12 protein-coding genes, 3 rRNA genes and 1 pseudogene (1 of these 16 cut by a window edge) are annotated in these 16,069 nt (G+C 40.7%); 15 read left to right on the forward strand and 1 reads right to left on the reverse strand.

Features of this window, described 5'->3' with window-relative positions; translation table 11 throughout:
* Positions 1-306: 306 nt before the first annotated feature.
* Complete coding sequence (locus MHH69_RS18840; RefSeq protein WP_122973269.1) at positions 307-1,098, reverse strand: IclR family transcriptional regulator; 792 nt, start codon at positions 1,096-1,098, stop codon at positions 307-309.
* A gap of 276 nt (positions 1,099-1,374) precedes the next feature.
* On the opposite strand from MHH69_RS18840, the pseudogene MHH69_RS18845 reads away from it, so the two are divergent.
* From MHH69_RS18845 to MHH69_RS18915, 15 genes and pseudogenes are all read left to right on the forward strand, one after another.
* Positions 1,375-1,686, forward strand: a pseudogene (locus MHH69_RS18845) (aldehyde dehydrogenase family protein); the annotation flags it as partial.
* Between the two features lie 42 nt (positions 1,687-1,728).
* Positions 1,729-2,310: a 2-keto-4-pentenoate hydratase gene (locus tag MHH69_RS18850; RefSeq protein ID WP_341362998.1), complete on the forward strand. Its 582-nt coding sequence runs from the start codon at positions 1,729-1,731 to the stop codon at positions 2,308-2,310.
* Between the two features lie 14 nt (positions 2,311-2,324).
* A complete protein-coding gene (locus MHH69_RS18855; protein WP_122973268.1) occupies positions 2,325-3,206 on the forward strand; it encodes an acetaldehyde dehydrogenase (acetylating) in 882 nt (293 codons plus the stop codon).
* Positions 3,207-3,236: 30 nt separating this feature from the next.
* Positions 3,237-4,253, forward strand: a complete 1,017-nt coding sequence (gene dmpG, locus MHH69_RS18860; protein WP_122973267.1) for a 4-hydroxy-2-oxovalerate aldolase — start codon at positions 3,237-3,239, stop codon at positions 4,251-4,253.
* Between the two features lie 10 nt (positions 4,254-4,263).
* A complete protein-coding gene (locus tag MHH69_RS18865) occupies positions 4,264-5,052 on the forward strand; it encodes a 2-keto-4-pentenoate hydratase (RefSeq protein ID WP_122973266.1) in 789 nt (262 codons plus the stop codon).
* A gap of 27 nt (positions 5,053-5,079) precedes the next feature.
* Entirely contained in the window at positions 5,080-5,271 is a 192-nt protein-coding gene (locus MHH69_RS18870) for a 4-oxalocrotonate tautomerase (protein ID WP_122973265.1), read from the forward strand.
* Between the two features lie 707 nt (positions 5,272-5,978).
* Positions 5,979-7,748: a DNA polymerase III subunit gamma/tau gene (gene dnaX, locus MHH69_RS18875; RefSeq protein ID WP_341362921.1), complete on the forward strand. Its 1,770-nt coding sequence runs from the start codon at positions 5,979-5,981 to the stop codon at positions 7,746-7,748.
* A 62-nt stretch (positions 7,749-7,810) separates the two neighbouring features.
* Complete coding sequence (locus MHH69_RS18880; protein WP_122973263.1) at positions 7,811-8,125, forward strand: YbaB/EbfC family nucleoid-associated protein; 315 nt, start codon at positions 7,811-7,813, stop codon at positions 8,123-8,125.
* 12 nt (positions 8,126-8,137) lie between these two features.
* On the forward strand, positions 8,138-8,734 hold the full coding sequence (recR, locus tag MHH69_RS18885) for a recombination mediator RecR (RefSeq protein WP_122973262.1): 597 nt from the start codon (positions 8,138-8,140) through the stop codon (positions 8,732-8,734).
* Between the two features lie 363 nt (positions 8,735-9,097).
* Entirely contained in the window at positions 9,098-9,310 is a 213-nt protein-coding gene (locus tag MHH69_RS18890; protein ID WP_174232708.1) for a YaaL family protein, read from the forward strand.
* A gap of 62 nt (positions 9,311-9,372) precedes the next feature.
* Positions 9,373-9,642, forward strand: a complete 270-nt coding sequence (locus MHH69_RS18895) for a pro-sigmaK processing inhibitor BofA family protein (protein WP_122973260.1) — start codon at positions 9,373-9,375, stop codon at positions 9,640-9,642.
* A 353-nt stretch (positions 9,643-9,995) separates the two neighbouring features.
* Positions 9,996-11,548 (forward strand): 16S ribosomal RNA (locus tag MHH69_RS18900).
* A gap of 455 nt (positions 11,549-12,003) precedes the next feature.
* Positions 12,004-14,923, forward strand: a 23S ribosomal RNA gene (locus MHH69_RS18905).
* A 60-nt stretch (positions 14,924-14,983) separates the two neighbouring features.
* Positions 14,984-15,099: ribosomal RNA gene (gene rrf, locus MHH69_RS18910) — 5S ribosomal RNA — on the forward strand.
* The 16S, 23S and 5S rRNA genes sit together here, the layout of an rRNA operon.
* A 719-nt stretch (positions 15,100-15,818) precedes the next feature.
* Positions 15,819-16,069, forward strand: partial view of a winged helix-turn-helix transcriptional regulator gene (locus tag MHH69_RS18915; RefSeq protein ID WP_122973749.1) — the 5' portion only. The gene runs 142 nt beyond the window's last position; only the first 251 of its 393 coding nucleotides appear in the window; the start codon lies at positions 15,819-15,821; the stop codon falls past the right edge of the window.

Here is a 16,069-nt window from a genome sequence, read left to right on the forward strand (position 1 = left end):
ATGATCTTCTTTTTTAGTGTCGGTAAGGAAATGCTAACAAGACCTATGCTAAAACATAACTATTAAACGAAAGAATTAAGAAGGGGAGGAAACTGTTGACATACCAAGCATTTTACCGTGTATATAGATCGCAATCTTTTTGTGAAATGTCCGGTCAATTACACGTCAAAAGAACCCTTCAAAAATTAAGCGCTCTTACATTTAGTAAGAGCGCTTAGATTATTTGTTTCCTGTATATCCGATTTTTCTAATTAATCTTCAAACGGTTTGTAAATAGCTCTTAGCACAGTCTACTAAGTGCTTGCCTTATGATTTGAATAACCTCGCATTATAACCTAATCTTACAGAAGTTTCATTTGCAGCCTGCATTAAAATGCGAGCAATAGAAGGAATTTTATAATCGTGCATTCTTTGAATAGGTCCAACAACATTAATGGCATAAATTACTTTGCCTGTATGATCTCGAATGGGTGCTGCTACAGATCGAGTTCCTTCTGTTAGTTCCTCAGTGCTAACTGCATAACCTTGTTCTTTAATTTTTTTTATTTCGGATCTTAATATATCAGGGTTCGTAATAGTATTTTTCGTAAATGGGTATAAGCCATTGTCAATAATTTCTTCTACTAAGTTTTCACTATGAAAGGCAAGGAGCACTTTTCCAGAGCTCGTACAATAGGCTGGATTTCGCCGCCCGATATGGGTCAGAATTCGAACAGGATGGTTACATTCTTTCTTTTTAATATAAATTGTATCAAGCCCATCTAATATCGCTAAGTGTGCCGTTTCTTTTGTTTTTTCAACTACTTCATTTAAAACAGGAATTGTTTCTTGATTAAACTCAAAATCATTTGAGACTAATCCTCCAAGTGTTAAAATCGTTAACCCTAAGCGGTACTCTTTTGTTTTGGGATCCTTTACTACGAAACCTTCACTAGCGAGCGTCTTCATTATTCGGCTCACAGTACTTTTGGCTAAACCTAATGATTTAGCTAAATCACTAACTCGCATGGTAGGGTTATTGACGTTGAAGCTTTTTAAAATAAGCAGGGTATTTTTTACAGAGGATAACATACTCGAATCATTCCCCATGTTTACCATTCCTCCTTTATGTTTCAAAAAGGGGACTTTTTCTTTATATTTTACTAATTTTATACTTAAAAGTATATAAACCCCCAATTATCCTCGGTGTTTCTTTGTACAGTTAGCAAAATTTTATAAAATTTAAAAAAGTTTAAGGCTGTTCCGTATAAAGGAACAGCCTTATTTGAATTGAAGGTGGTAGTTCTTATAATGAGTTTAAAATTAGAGTTGTGAAAAGTTGGAATTTGTAAAGAAACATTATTCACACTCAAAAGTGGAGGGATTGGCAAAGACTCTCGATGTGTTCGTGAAGAGATATTTGGTCCTGTTGTAACGGTAATACCATTTGATACGGAAGAAGAATTATTGGAACAAGTAAATGATACGCATTATGGACTAAGTGCTTCCCTTTGGACAACAAATATTAAACGTGCCCATCGTATTGCTGGCCAAATTGAAGCGGGGATGGTGTGGATCAATACATGGTTCTTACGTGATTTACGCACACCATTTGGAGGTATGAAACATAGCGGCCTTGGTCGTGAAGGTGGAGCTCACAGCTTTGATTTCTACACTGAATTGTCCAATATTACGATTAAACTTTAGGAGGCGCTTTTAGTGAACAAAACCAATGTACTTGATACTAAAATGTTTTCTAATCACCTAGCAAATGCTTGGAATATTGGCGAAGGGGTTCAACCTGTAACAGCTTTAAATCCCGATCTTCATGTTGATGATGCTTATAAGATTCAGTTATATACAATTCAACAACAAGTGCAGTCTGGCCAAACTATTACAGGTAAGAAAATTGGGTTGACGTCCAAGTCTATGCAAACAATGTTAGGGGTTGGGGAACCTGATTTTGGTCATTTGTTAGATGGAATGGAACTTAAAAATGGAGATAGTCTTTCTTTCAAAAAATTACTACAGCCAAAAGTTGAGGCGGAAATTGCGTTCATATTAACGGAAGTCGATTTAAAGCAAATAGGTATGGCGCTCTATCACAATGATGTATTGCAAAATACAGGAGTAGGGGCAGCTGCTTTGGGAAATCCCGCAAAATGCGTGGCATGGTTAGCAAATAAACTTGCAGATTACGACGTAGCTCTAAAAGCTGGAGAAGTGGTTTTATCAGGTGCTTTATCTGCTGCTATTGAAGTGAAACCTGGAGATCGTTGTCGTGCAAAATTTGCTGAACTTGGAGAAGTAGCAGTTTCATTTACTGAGTAAAAGGGGGAAAGGTTATGAGCAAAGTAAAGGTCGGAATCATTGGAACTGGTAATATTGGTTCGGACTTAATGATGAAGTTAGCCCGATCCGAAGTACTGGAATTAACTACAGTAATGGGAGTAGATCCATCCTCAAGGGGAATGCAACGTGCAAAAAGGGATGGCTATCAAGTGTTTGAAAATGGTATTGACGGTTTGCTTCAATATCCAAATAGTGTGGATATTTTGTTTGATGCGACCAGTGCCAATGCCCATATTCATAACGCACAAGTTGCAAAAAAACTCGGTAAACAAATGATTGATTTAACTCCTGCTGCTATTGGACCTTTCATTGTACCACCTGTTAATTTAGGTGCTCATTTAGATACTGACAATGTCAATCTAGTTACATGTGGAGGCCAAGCTACCATTCCTATTATTCACGCAATCAATAAAGTGGAGTGTGTTGAATATGCCGAAATAGTGGCTACCATTTCCAGTAAAAGTGCAGGACCAGGAACAAGGGCAAATATAGATGAGTTTACAGAAACAACAGCGAAAGCTATCGAAGTAGTGGGAGGAGCAAAAAAGGGGAAAGCAATAATAATTTTAAATCCTGCTGAACCACCCATTATGATGAGAGATACTGTTCACGCCATTGTGAACAATAATCAAGTTAATCAAGAGCTTGTAGCCGATTCTATTTATAAAATGGTAGAAAAAGTTCAATCTTACGTACCAGGCTATAAATTACGTACAGAACCGATATTTGAAGACAATAAAATTACAGTATTCCTTGAAATCGAAGGGGCTGGACATTATTTACCGAAGTATGCTGGGAATCTAGATATTATGACATCAGCAGCTGTTAAAGTGGCAGAAGAATTTGCAAAACACCGTATGGAAACAATTGTATAGAGGCTTTTTAAAAGAGGGGGGATACTTAAAGTGGAAAAAGAAATAATCATTACGGAAGTAGCCTTACGGGACGGAAGTCATGCCATTGGCCATCAATATACAGTCGATCAAGTGGCGACTATTGCTAAAGCATTAAATGAAGCAAAGGTTCCTTATATTGAGGTCACCCATGGAGACGGCTTAGGAGGTTCATCCTTACAATATGGATTTTCTAAAACGGATGAAATGAAGTTAATAGAAGCTGCTGTATCTGTTGTAGATTTTTCAAAACTTGCTGTGTTGTTACTTCCAGGAATTGGTACTATTGAAAATTTAAAAGAGGCATCAAAAATAGGCGTTAAAATGGCCCGAATTGCTACTCATGTAACTGAAGCTGATATTTCAAAACAACATATCGAAACGGCGAAAAATTTAGGAATGGAAACAGTCGGCTTTTTAATGATGAGTCATATGGCTCCAGTAGAGAAGTTAGTGGAGCAGGCTAAATTAATGGAAAGTTACGGTGCAGATACAGTTTATATTGTAGATTCTGCTGGAGCACTATTGCCGAATGAAGTCCGAGAAAGAGTGAAGGCGCTTAAAAATGAACTTGCTATTAATATTGGTTTTCATGCTCATAACAATTTGTCCCTTGCCATGGGAAACACCCTTGCTGCCATTGAAGAAGGGGCAACTCGAATTGATGGAAGCATTCGTTGTTTAGGGGCAGGAGCAGGCAATACTCAAACAGAGGTTTTAATTGCCGTGTTAGAAAGGATGGGTATAAAAACAGGTATTGATTTATATAAATTAATGGATGTATCAGAAGATATCGTTTCAAAAATTTTACTTGAACCACAAATTATTAATAGAGATAGTCTAACGTTAGGTTATGCAGGCGTCTACTCTAGTTTTTTATTACACGCTAAACGTGCAGCCCAACGATTTGGCGTCGATTCCCGAGATATTTTAATGGAGTTAGGGAAAAGAAAAGTAGTTGGTGGTCAAGAAGATATGATTGTCGACGTAGCTGCTGAACTCTCTAAAGAGAAAATAACAATCGGGTAGGAGGAGCTTGATGAACCATCATTTAATCGCAGAACTTACAGAGTATGTCCACAACGCAGAAAAAGATAAGAAAGAAATTGAAAAAATTACTGCTCAATTATATCCAACATTAACAATTGAGGAAGCTTATATGATTCAAGAAGAGCTTATTAAACAGAAGTTAGAGCAAGGTTATAAAATTGTTGGACCAAAAATGGGGATTACAAGTGAAGCAAAAATGAAACAAATGAACGTCAAAGATCCTATTTATGGTTACATCTTTGATTATATGATAGTAGAGGACGGAGACTTTATTTCATTATCTGATTATATCCATCCAAAAGTAGAGCCGGAGATTGGTTTTGTTTTAGGAAAAGATCTAGAAGGACCGAATATTACAGTCCAAGATGTTTTAGATGCAACAGAATACGTATTCCCTGCAATTGAAATTATTGATAGCCGATACGAAAATTTTAATTTTACACTGCCAGATGTCATTGCGGACAACACATCAGCGAGGGGAGCTGTATTCGGTACTAACTTGCGAAACCCAGAAGATGTAGCACTAGATATGGTAGGTGTCACGTTATCAATCAACGGTAAGGTGCAAGCTTTAGGAGCAGGTGCAGCAGTACTTGGTCACCCAGCAAATTCAGTTGCTCGATATGCCAATATGATTAGTAGAAAGGGACAAAAGGTAAAAGCGGGACAACCGATTTTAACTGGAGGTTTAACGGAAGCTATCCGACTTTCTGCTGGAGACTTTGTGCAAGTGAAGCTTGGAGGTATCGGAGAAGTATCCTTTTTTGTTAAAAAATAGTTGTTCATTCAATTAGGAGGTAGAGTAATGCCGTTCATTAATATTCAAATTATGGAGGGGCGACCTCCAGAAAAAATAGAAGGTTTAATAGCGGATGTAACAGAGGCGGTCAGCAAATCATTAGATGCTCCTTCAGAAAGCATTCGTATAGTCGTCAGCGAAGTTCCTAAATCCCATTGGGGGATTGGAGGCACCAGTGCTAAGAAGTTAGGAAGGTAAAGAGAATAATGTTAACGAAGAGTTATCTCAATTAGTTAGTGAGATAACTCTTTTTATTAGGTAGAATTATTTTTTCTTTAAATACAGTTAAAAATTCTCAAGTAAAATGGAGGGAAATTATTTTTCGGATATTAACCTGTTCTTTTAATTAAATCTGCATACTCATGGTCGTCAAGCGTAGTATGAAACTCATGAATTTTGGTTCCCATTTCGGTTAAACTTAATATTACTTTTCGTTGGTGCATGGCTTTAACTTTATATACAATCAAGTGCTAGTAACATCTATCCAATTTGGTAGTGGTTAATGGAAATTGATTATACCTACTTTCAGAGCTACGTGGGGATCGTTGCTATTGCGAAGGCAACCTTTGGAGTTTGGATTAAATTTATGGCACCATTGTTTTATGATTTGGATAGGTATATCGGTCGTTATTTTGTACTATATTTCATTTCCTCGGTTGGTTGGACAGAGTTTTAAGTAACATTGAATTTTTAATTAGGTTAATTAGAGTATGGATGGATACACTCTAAATAACCTTTTATCTATTTCGGGGGATATTTTACTAAATGTATTACACTAATATATAAACTAGTTTTTGCTATTATTAATAAGTTTGTTTTTTTGATCCATTCAAAGAAGAAAAGCACTCTTGTTTTATGCTATAATGTAGCTACTTAAATCGTGAACTTAGAAGGGGAGGAAAAAATTGACGTATCAAGCATTTTACCGTGTTTATAGGCCGCAAAGTTTCCGAGAAATGTCAGGTCAAACACATGTAAAAAGAACCCTTCAAAATGCTCTAGAGGCAAATAAAACAACCCATGCTTATCTATTTTCAGGTCCTCGAGGGACTGGGAAAACAAGTACTGCGAAAATTTTTGCTAAAGCATTAAATTGTGAAAAAGCTCCAACAAAGGAACCGTGTAATGAATGTCCTACATGTTTAAGTATTACAGAAGGTTCCCATCCAGATGTTATTGAATTTGATGCGGCATCGAATTCCCGTGTTGAAGAAATGCGGGATATTATTGAGAAAGTAAGATTTGCTCCAGCTAATGCTCGTTTCAAAGTGTATATTATCGATGAAGTGCATATGCTTTCTACTAGTGCCTTTAATGCACTTTTAAAAACGTTAGAAGAACCGCCTCCCCATGCCGTTTTTATTTTAGCGACTACGGAGCCTCATAAACTACCTGCGACAATTATTTCAAGGTGTCAGCGTTTTGATTTTAAACGTTTATCTTCTAATGATATTTTAGAACGAATGAAAATTATTTTAGAGGATATTGATTTACCGTTTGAAGAACAAGCCTTAAAGGTAATTGCGCAAGCATCAGCTGGTGGGATGCGTGATGCATTAAGCTTATTAGATCAAGTTGTATCGTTTAGTGGGGATAAGTTAACGTTAGAAAATGCTCTTCTTGTAAGCGGGTCGATTAGCCAAGACGTCTTTTACGATATAGCCTTTGCATTAAAAAATAAAGAAATTGCACAAGTATTAAGTTCTTTAGAAGAATTAATAGCTGAAGGTAAGGATCCGGTTCGATTATCAGAAGACTTTATTACTTTTTTTCGAGATTTATTGTTATTACAAACAAGTAGTGATTTAACTGAATTGCTGGAATTAGTAACATCGGAAGAAAAGTTTATAACATTAGCTCATGAATTTAACGCCGATACACTTTACGGATATATCGATATACTAGCTAAAACGCAACAAGAAATGCGTTTTTCCCATCATACTAAAATCTATTTGGAAACGGCTTTATTAAAAATGGCTCAAGTTCAAAATAGCAGTGTGGTGAATGGGCATGTTGGAGGCAGTGTTGACCCTGCTGTAAATGAAAAAGTGGCGAATCTTGAAAAAATGGTTCAACAGTTAACTTTACAATTGCAAAATGGGATTTCAGCACAAGGTAACCCTGCAATTCAACAGAAGGAAGCGCCACGTCCTCGAGCAAAAACGACTGGTTACAACGCGCCTGTTGGTAGAATTCGTGAAGTATTAAAAGGGGCAACAAAACAAGATATTCATCAAATTAAAAGTGCTTGGGCGCAAACATTAAGTCAGTTACAAAAATCACAAGCGGCATTATTAGCTGAAGCGGAACCGGTTGCAGCATCAAGTAGTGCATTTGTGGTAAAATTCAAGTATGATATTCATTGTCGAATGGTTGCCGAAAACAGAGAGTTTACAACACTCTTTTCTCAAATTCTCTCTCAAATAACAGGAACAATGTATGAATTATTATGTATTCCTGAAAATGATTGGATATCATTGCGTCAAAGCTTTATTAAAGAAAACGGATTAAATCAGAAAAAAGAAACAACTGATCATGAAGGGGCACTGGTTCAGGAAAATATCCATGAAGATCCATTTATCGATGATGCGCAAGAGATTGCTTCTGAAGACCCTTTAATCGCAGAAGCTGAGAAAATGTTTGGTAAAGACTTTGTTGAGGTAGTTGAAGATTAAAATTCAAAAATTGATGTTATCGATTTAGATAAGGTCAAAATGTATATTAGGAGGAATTTATAATGCGTGGAATGGGCAATATGCAAGGTATGATGAAAAAGATGCAAAAAATGCAAAAAGAAATGATGCAAGCACAGGAAGAATTAAACGCAAAAGAATTTGAAGGTACTGCTGGCGGCGGTATGGTTAAAGTAACGATGAATGGACAACGTGAAGTCCTTAGTGTTAATTTAGACCCTTCTGTAGTAGACCCTGATGATGTAGAAATGTTAGAAGATTTAATGGTTGTAGCTACAAATGAAGCATTAAAGAAAGTAGAAGAAACAACTACTGCAACAATGGGTAAATTCACACAAGGCTTAAACCTTCCATTTTAGGAGGAAACAAAAATGTATTACCCTGAACCAATATCAAAGTTAATTGATAGCTTTATGAAATTGCCAGGTATCGGTCCGAAAACTGCGGCTCGACTGGCATTTTTCGTTTTGACAATGAAAGAAGATACAGTTTTATCCTTTGCAAAAGCTTTAGTCGATGCGAAACGAAATTTAACGTATTGTTCTGTTTGTGGTCATATTACAGACGTAGATCCTTGTCAAATCTGTTCTGATAAAACACGGGATGTTTCCACTATATGTGTAGTCCAAGATCCAAAAGATGTTATTGCGATGGAAAAAATGCGTGATTATCAAGGGTTGTATCATGTACTACACGGTGCTATTTCACCAATGGATGGCGTTGGACCAGAGGATATCAATGTCGCGTCATTAATTACTCGCTTGCAGGATGAACGAGTACAGGAATTAATCTTAGCTACAAATCCTACCATTGAAGGTGAAGCAACAGCGATGTATATATCTCGCCTTGTTAAACCATCGGGAATTCGTACGACTCGTATTGCCCATGGGTTACCAGTAGGTGGGGATTTAGAATATGCAGATGAAGTTACTTTATCAAAAGCATTAGAAGGAAGACGTGAACTATAATCATTACACTAATTTCTCTTTCTAATTTCGGAGAAATTCAACTTGTTGTTTATACTTTCTATTTAAACTCAATGGCTATATCGTTGAAGCCATTCAAAAAACAAAATATGATAGATTTATAAGTTAGTAATGTGTATCAGTATTCTTTTTCCTTTGAAGTAGGTGGGAACTGTTACATATATAAAGTTTCTCATTAAAAAAATGGATTTTTAAGTTAGCTGATACCGCTAATTATCCTTTTAAATGAAAATTTCTTGAGCTGATTAGTGTTAGGTCAAGTACTAACCTAATAAAAGTAGTGAATTTTTTATTTATCATTATATGTCTTTCCTGTAAATTGGTATAAGGTGAGTGGAGTAGTTGATGTTTAGCCGTAAGGGGAAATTAAAAAAAGAATTCGATGAAAAATTAATTCATCTTATAAAAGAGACCAAAGAAGATTGGAATAGCGCAAAAGTGATTGAAGGGTTAGTAGATGATTACGATCTTGAAATCATTGCACAACGTAAAATTGCGGAAAGTATTCATTTTTATTTATTTAAAGAAGCACGAATTCGAAAAATATTACTTAAATGAACATAATAAGAGTAGACGTAAAAGCATATGCTCCTATGAATACATTATTGAGGAGGATATGATTGACAACATACATTGTAATTGGTGTTGTTTGTGCGCTACTCTTTTTTGGTATCTTAATAGGAAGAAAAATAGGGTTTAGTGTTGTTTTTGAAAAGTTAGCTATTTTATGGTTTAAGTTAGCTTGTTCATTTGCTTTACTTTACATAGCCCATATTATAGTTGATGGTTATGATATTATTGTTCCTGTTAACTTGTTTTCAGCATTAACAATAACGATTTTAGGAATACCAGGTGTAATATGTATTGGTGTTTTAACCGTATTTCAATAATCAATGAAAAAAGGTATTGCATATTTAAAGTTATAGTGATATATTAATACATGTCGCTTTTGCGATATCAAAAATTTACTTAAATTCAAAAAAAGATATTGATTTTTGAATATTGAGTTGATATAATATTAAAGCTGTCGTATGAGACGCAACATTTTAAATTTAAAAAGTTGTTGACTTAAAAGTGATAATGTGATATAATTTAAAAGTTGCTTAAGAAACACAGTGACAAATGAACCTTGAAAACTGAACAACAAAACGTTAATGAAATACAGTTTTAACTTAATAGTTGAAACGAAATTTTGGACATCATTATGATGCCAGTGTAAATTTAGAGCTTTATCAAATTTTCTTTTATGGAGAGTTTGATCCTGGCTCAGGACGAACGCTGGCGGCGTGCCTAATACATGCAAGTCGAGCGAACAGATAAGGAGCTTGCTCCTTTGACGTTAGCGGCGGACGGGTGAGTAACACGTGGGCAACCTGCCCTATAGTTGGGGATAACTCCGGGAAACCGGGGCTAATACCGAATAATACATTTTATCTCCTGATGAGATGTTGAAAGATGGCATCTAGCTATCGCTATAGGATGGGCCCGCGGCGCATTAGCTAGTTGGTGAGGTAACGGCTCACCAAGGCGACGATGCGTAGCCGACCTGAGAGGGTGATCGGCCACACTGGGACTGAGACACGGCCCAGACTCCTACGGGAGGCAGCAGTAGGGAATCTTCCACAATGGGCGAAAGCCTGATGGAGCAACGCCGCGTGAGTGAAGAAGGTTTTCGGATCGTAAAACTCTGTTGTAAGGGAAGAACAAGTACAGTAGTAACTGGCTGTACCTTGACGGTACCTTATTAGAAAGCCACGGCTAACTACGTGCCAGCAGCCGCGGTAATACGTAGGTGGCAAGCGTTGTCCGGAATTATTGGGCGTAAAGCGCGCGCAGGCGGTCCTTTAAGTCTGATGTGAAAGCCCACGGCTCAACCGTGGAGGGTCATTGGAAACTGGAGGACTTGAGTGCAGAAGAGGAAAGTGGAATTCCAAGTGTAGCGGTGAAATGCGTAGAGATTTGGAGGAACACCAGTGGCGAAGGCGACTTTCTGGTCTGTAACTGACGCTGAGGCGCGAAAGCGTGGGGAGCAAACAGGATTAGATACCCTGGTAGTCCACGCCGTAAACGATGAGTGCTAAGTGTTAGGGGGTTTCCGCCCCTTAGTGCTGCAGCTAACGCATTAAGCACTCCGCCTGGGGAGTACGGTCGCAAGACTGAAACTCAAAGGAATTGACGGGGGCCCGCACAAGCGGTGGAGCATGTGGTTTAATTCGAAGCAACGCGAAGAACCTTACCAGGTCTTGACATCCCATTGACCGCTATGGAGACATAGTTTTCCCTTCGGGGACAGTGGTGACAGGTGGTGCATGGTTGTCGTCAGCTCGTGTCGTGAGATGTTGGGTTAAGTCCCGCAACGAGCGCAACCCTTGTTCTTAGTTGCCATCATTTAGTTGGGCACTCTAAGGAGACTGCCGGTGACAAACCGGAGGAAGGTGGGGATGACGTCAAATCATCATGCCCCTTATGACCTGGGCTACACACGTGCTACAATGGACGGTACAAACGGTTGCCAACCCGCGAGGGGGAGCTAATCCGATAAAACCGTTCTCAGTTCGGATTGTAGGCTGCAACTCGCCTACATGAAGCCGGAATCGCTAGTAATCGCGGATCAGCATGCCGCGGTGAATACGTTCCCGGGCCTTGTACACACCGCCCGTCACACCACGAGAGTTTGTAACACCCGAAGTCGGTGAGGTAACCTTTTGGAGCCAGCCGCCGAAGGTGGGACAGATGATTGGGGTGAAGTCGTAACAAGGTAGCCGTATCGGAAGGTGCGGCTGGATCACCTCCTTTCTAAGGATATATAACGGAATGATTGACCCAAGGTCAATCAACATTAACGTTTTGTGTTCAGTTTTGAAGGTTCAGAAATGAAACTTCAAACTTGCTCCTGCCGCGAAGAAAAGTCTAAGAGGTAACTCAAAGCTTTCGTCGCAAAACTGCACGGAGTAATCTCACTGATGCAAAGTCACGATGTGACTGAAGTCAGTAGTCTTGTTCTTTGAAAACTGGATAAAACGACATTGAAAGCAATAAAATTCAAGCAAATTTTTATTATTCAGCTAAAGCAGAATAATAAAAAAGCCTCCGGCGGATGTCACAGATTTTTAGAGGTATTTAATTTTAAAAACATCTGCAAAGCAGACATTTTTAAAATAAAAATCTGGACGGCAAATTCGTCGAGGACGCATTTGATTGTGTAGTTCTTAAGTCTTTTCTTTATAAGAAAAGCAGTAACTAACTTTTTAGGTTAAGTTATGAAGGGCGCACGGTGGATGCCTTGGCACTAGGAGCCGATGAAGGACGGCACTAACACCGATATGCTTCGGGGAGCTGTAAGTAAGCTTTGATCCGGAGATTTCCGAATGGGGGAACCCACTGTTCGTAATGGAACAGTATCTTGACGTGAATACATAGCGTCATGATGGCATACCCAGGGAACTGAAACATCTAAGTACCTGGAGGAAGAGAAAGAAAATATTCGATTCCCTGAGTAGCGGCGAGCGAAACGGGAATAGCCCAAACCAAGAGGCTTGCCTCTTGGGGTTGTAGGACACTCTATATGGAGTTACAAAGGAATGAATTAGGCGAAGCGACCTGGAAAGGTCTGCCGCAGAGGGTAAAAGCCCCGTAGTCGAAAGTTCATTCTCTCTTGAGTGTATCCTGAGTACGGCGGAACACGTGAAATTCCGTCGGAATCCGGGAGGACCATCTCCCAAGGCTAAATACTCCCTAGTGACCGATAGTGAACCAGTACCGTGAGGGAAAGGTGAAAAGCACCCCGGGAGGGGAGTGAAATAGAACCTGAAACCGTGTGCCTACAAGTAGTTAGAGCCCGTTAATGGGTGATAGCGTGCCTTTTGTAGAATGAACCGGCGAGTTACGATTACGTGCAAGGTTAAGTCGAGAAGATGGAGCCGTAGCGAAAGCGAGTCTGAATAGGGCGGTATTAAGTACGTGGTCGTAGACCCGAAACCAGGTGATCTACCCATGTCCAGGGTGAAGGTGAGGTAACACTCACTGGAGGCCCGAACCCACGCACGTTGAAAAGTGCGGGGATGAGGTGTGGGTAGCGGAGAAATTCCAATCGAACTTGGAGATAGCTGGTTCTCTCCGAAATAGCTTTAGGGCTAGCCTCGTGATTAAGAATACTGGAGGTAGAGCACTGTTTGGACTAGGGGCCCATCTCGGGTTACCGAATTCAGACAAACTCCGAATGCCAGATATTTATACACGGGAGTCAGACTGCGAGTGATAAGATCCGTAGTCAAAAGGGAAACAGCCCAGACCACCAGCTAAGGTCCCAAAGTAATCGTTAAGTGGAAAAGGATGTGGCGTTGCTTAGACAACCAGGATGTTGGCTTAGAAGCAGCCATCATTTAAAGAGTGCGTAATAGCTCACTGGTCGAGTGACGCTGCGCCGAAAATGTATCGGGGCTAAACGATTCACCGAAGCTGTGGATGGACATCTTTGATGTCCGTGGTAGGAGAGCGTTCTAAGGGCGTTGAAGTCAGACCGGAAGGACTGGTGGAGCGCTTAGAAGTGAGAATGCCGGTATGAGTAGCGAAAGATGGGTGAGAATCCCATCCACCGTATGACTAAGGTTTCCTGAGGAAGGCTCGTCCGCTCAGGGTTAGTCGGGACCTAAGTCGAGGCCGATAGGCGTAGACGATGGACAACAGGTTGATATTCCTGTACCACCTCCCCGCCGTTTGAGTAATGGGGGGACGCAGTAGGATAAGGTAAGCGCGCTGTTGGATATGCGCGCCCAAGCAATAAGGCGTGGAAGTAGGCAAATCCGCTTCCTAATACGCCAAGCTGTGATGGGGAGCTCTATTGAGCGAAGTACCTGATTTCACGCTGCCAAGAAAAGCCTCTAGCGAGGCGGGAGGTGCCCGTACCGCAAACCGACACAGGTAGTCGAGGAGAGAATCCTAAGGTGTGCGAGAGAACTCTCGTTAAGGAACTCGGCAAAATGACCCCGTAACTTCGGGAGAAGGGGTGCTCTCGTGAGAGAGCCGCAGTGAATAGGCCCAGGCGACTGTTTAGCAAAAACACAGGTCTCTGCAAAACCGTAAGGTGACGTATAGGGGCTGACGCCTGCCCGGTGCTGGAAGGTTAAGAGGAGGGGTTAGCATTAGCGAAGCTCTGAATTGAAGCCCCAGTAAACGGCGGCCGTAACTATAACGGTCCTAAGGTAGCGAAATTCCTTGTCGGGTAAGTTCCGACCCGCACGAAAGGCGTAACGATCTGGGCACTGTCTCAACGAGAGACTCGGTGAAATTATAGTACCTGTGAAGATGCAGGTTACCCGCGACAGGACGGAAAGACCCCGTGGAGCTTTACTGTAGCCTGATATTGAATTTTGGCACAACTTGTACAGGATAGGTAGGAGCCAGAGAACTCGGAGCGCCAGCTTCGAGGGAGGCGTCGGTGGGATACTACCCTGGTTGTGTTGAAATTCTAACCCATACCCCTTAGCGGGGTAGGAGACAGTGTCAGGTGGACAGTTTGACTGGGGCGGTCGCCTCCTAAAAGGTAACGGAGGCGCCCAAAGGTTCCCTCAGAATGGTTGGAAATCATTCGTAGAGTGTAAAGGCACAAGGGAGCTTGACTGCGAGACCTACAAGTCGAGCAGGGTCGAAAGACGGGCTTAGTGATCCGGTGGTTCCGCATGGAAGGGCCATCGCTCAACGGATAAAAGCTACCCCGGGGATAACAGGCTTATCTCCCCCAAGAGTCCACATCGACGGGGAGGTTTGGCACCTCGATGTCGGCTCATCGCATCCTGGGGCTGTAGTCGGTCCCAAGGGTTGGGCTGTTCGCCCATTAAAGCGGTACGCGAGCTGGGTTCAGAACGTCGTGAGACAGTTCGGTCCCTATCCGTCGTGGGCGTAGGAAATTTGAGAGGAGCTGTCCTTAGTACGAGAGGACCGGGATGGACACACCGCTGGTGTACCAGTTGTCTTGCCAAAGGCATCGCTGGGTAGCTATGTGTGGACGGGATAAGTGCTGAAAGCATCTAAGCATGAAGCCCCCCTCAAGATGAGATTTCCCATTACGCAAGTAAGTAAGATCCCTCAAAGACGATGAGGTAGATAGGTTCGAGGTGGAAGTGTGGTGACACATGGAGCTGACGAATACTAATCGATCGAGGACTTAACCAAATCTTGAATGCATTCAATGTCTTTATCCAGTTTTGAGAGAACAAGCTCTCAACTAAATAGTCTAGTGATGATGGCAAAGAGGTCACACCCGTTCCCATACCGAACACGGAAGTTAAGCTCTTTAGCGCCGATGGTAGTTGGGGGCTTCCCCCTGTGAGAGTAGGACGTTGCTAGGCAACAGAGACCACTGAAAATTCAGTGGTCTTTTTTTATATCCAAAAAGCCCCCAACAAACAAAAGCCGAAGGCTTTAATCGGCGCGTTTAAGAACGATCAAAAATGCAGAAGGAAAAACTCGAGAAGCGGGAGGACCGAGGAAAACAAGGAATCAAGGAAGCCCGAAGCGCAGTGTACTTGGTACATGAGCATCGGACTGACGCAGATGACGCAGTTTTCCGACGTGTCATCGCGCTTCGCAGAAAGCGTCGATGGTAGTTGAGGGGTACCCCCTGTGAGAGTAGGACGTTGCTAGGCAACAGAGACCACTGAAAATTCAGTGGTCTTTTTTATACCTAAAAAGCCCTCAACGTACAAAAAGCCGAAGGCTTTAATCGGCGCGTTTAAGAACAATCAAAAATACAGAAGGAAAATCTCGAGAAGTGGGAGGACCGAGGAAAACAAGGAATCAAGGAGGCTCGAAGCGCAGTGTGACTCGTTACATGAGCATCGGACTGACGCAGATGACGCAGTTTTTCGACGTGTCATCGCGCTTCGCAGCTTTCAGGATTTAATCTTTAACTTGAGGTTCAAAAGAGTATCATTGATATTTTGTTAGTTGACATACATATACCAGCTAAGCGTAGTTTCATTTATCTAGATTTAATAATGATATACTAAACAATAGTAAGGTATGTTAGTTGCCTATATTGAAATTTGTGAATGGAGAGTCAAAAATTATGACCGATAGATTACGCGATGAGATAAAAGAAAAGATTAGCAATGGTGACTTTCATTGTGAGAAAGAATTAACCTTATCGATTATAAGTGGAAAATGGAAAGTGGTTATTTTATGGCATCTAGGTGTAGAGGGACCACATCGATTTAGTGAATTGCAAAAAATTTTTCCAAAAATATCACATAAAATACTAACAAATCAATTAAGAGAGCTGATGGAGGATGGAATCATTCATCGTAAAGTGTATCCCGA

It is taken from the genome of Ureibacillus sp. FSL E2-3493 (assembly GCF_038077515.1).
Lineage (GTDB): Bacteria > Bacillota > Bacilli > Bacillales_A > Planococcaceae > Ureibacillus > Ureibacillus halotolerans.